The sequence below is a fragment of the Herbaspirillum sp. YR522 genome (assembly GCF_000282575.1).
Classification (GTDB): domain Bacteria; phylum Pseudomonadota; class Gammaproteobacteria; order Burkholderiales; family Burkholderiaceae_D; genus Herbaspirillum.
The window spans coordinates 1-1917 of record NZ_AKJA01000147.1; the positions used below are offsets into that span (position 1 = coordinate 1).

Consider the following 1917-nt stretch of genomic DNA (forward strand, 5'->3'; position numbering starts at 1 on the left):
GGTGGCGGCGGGCCTGCCGCTGAGCTTCAAGGGCGGGCCATGCTGAACGGCATCGCCTGGCCATGGCTGGCGCTGCTGATGGCTGCCGGTATCGCGCTCGACCTGCTGCTGGGTGAAGCGCGACGCTGGCATCCGCTGGTCGGGTTCGGACGGCTGATCCAGGCCATCGAAGCGCGCCTCAACCGCAACGCGGGACGACGCCTGCGCGGCGTCGTGGCGTGGTCGCTGGCGGTGCTACCGGGGGTGTGGCTGGCCGACTGGGTGGTGAGCACGCTGCCCTGGCCGCTGGCGGCGTCGCTGCATGCGCTGCTGCTGTACTTCTGTCTCGGTCTGCGCAGCCTGCGCGACCATACGGTGCCGATTGCGCGCGCCCTGGCCGCGGGCGAGCTGGCGCAGGCGCGGCGGATGACGTCCTATATCGTCAGCCGCGACACCAGCGCGGCCGACGAGGGAGCGCTGGCCAAGGCCGGGGTCGAGTCGCTGCTGGAAAACGGCAACGACGCCGTGTTCGGCACCTTGTTCTGGTTCCTGCTGGCTGGCGGGCCGGGGGCCGTGCTGTTTCGCCTGGCCAATACGCTCGACGCCATGTGGGGCTACCGCAATACCCGCTTCCTGTATTTCGGCTGGGCCGCGGCGCGCATCGATGATGCGCTCAACTGGGTGCCGGCACGCCTGACCGCCTGGTCGTACGCCTGGCTGGGCGATCGTCGCCGCGCGCGGGCATGCTGGAAGGCGCAGGCGCCAGCCTGGAGCAGTCCCAATGCCGGCCCGGTGATGGCCGCGGGCGCCGGCGCGCTGGGGGTGACGCTGGGGGGCGCGGCAATCTACGACGGCCAGCTCGAGCAGCGACCGCCTCTGGGCGCGGGGCCACCGGCGCAGGGCGCCGACATCGTGCGCGCCTGGCGCCTGGTGGCTGGCGCCACCGGTGTGTGGCTGGCGCTGGTGTGGCTGGTCGCCTTGCTCTATCTTGGAGTTTCCCATGCTTGAACACGGCGGCAACCTGAACCACGCCGCAAGTCATTACGGCCGGCCGCTGGCGCAGTGGCTGGACCTGTCGACCGGCATCAACCCGCGGTCCTACCCGGCGCCGGCGCTATCGCCCCAGCTCTGGCACCGGCTGCCCGAGCCGGCCGTGACGCTGGAACGTGCCGCCTGCGCCTATTACGGCGCGCCGCAGATGCTGCCGGTGGCCGGTAGCCAGGCGGCGATCCAGGCCTTGCCGCAGTTGCGGCGCCAGGCCGGCAGCGCCAACGTGATCGTGGCCGCGCCCAGCTATGCCGAGCACGCCCATTGCTGGCGACGTGCCGGACATCGGGTGAGCGAACTGCCCCATGACGCGTTGGACGCGGCCGTGGCCGCTGGCGCCTGCGACGTGCTGGTGCTGTGCAATCCCAACAATCCCACCGGTGCCGTGGTGGAGCGGGCGCAGTTGCTGCGCTGGGCCGATGCGCTGGCCGCACGCGGCGGCTGGCTGCTGGTCGATGAAGCCTTCGGCGACACCGAGCCCGCGCGCAGCGTGGCCGCCGATGCCGGGCGCGCCGGCCTGATCGTGTTGCGCTCGATCGGCAAGTTCTTCGGGCTGGCCGGGCTGCGGCTCGGTTTTGTCGCCGCCGAACCGGCCTTGCTGGCGCAACTGGCGCACTGGCTGGGACCGTGGACGGTCAGCGCCGCGGCCCAGCAGATCGGTACTGCGGCCCTGCAAGATAGCGCCTGGCAGCAAGCCACGCTGGCGCAGCTGCAGGCCGACGGCCAACGCCTGCATCTGCTGCTGGCGCGCCATGGCATCGAGGCCAGTGGCAGCGCCCTGTTCCAATGGTGGCCCGAACCGCGGGCCGGGGCATTGCATGACTGCCTTGCGCAGCAGGGGATCTGGGTGCGCCTGTTTGCCGCCGGCGCCGGCGGTATCCGCATCGGCCT

Annotated in this window: 2 protein-coding genes; both read left to right on the forward strand. The window is 71.8% G+C overall.

Features of this window, described 5'->3' with window-relative positions; all coding sequences use genetic code 11:
- The first annotated feature begins 39 nt into the window (after positions 1-39).
- Positions 40-987 carry an adenosylcobinamide-phosphate synthase CbiB gene (cbiB, locus tag PMI40_RS20695; RefSeq protein ID WP_008119460.1) on the forward strand — a complete coding sequence of 316 codons (948 nt, stop codon included), beginning with the start codon at positions 40-42 and terminating at the stop codon, positions 985-987.
- A partial coding sequence (gene cobD, locus PMI40_RS20700) for a threonine-phosphate decarboxylase CobD (RefSeq protein ID WP_008119462.1) occupies positions 980-1917 on the forward strand: 938 nt, incomplete at its 3' end. The genes cbiB and cobD, both read left to right, overlap by 8 nt.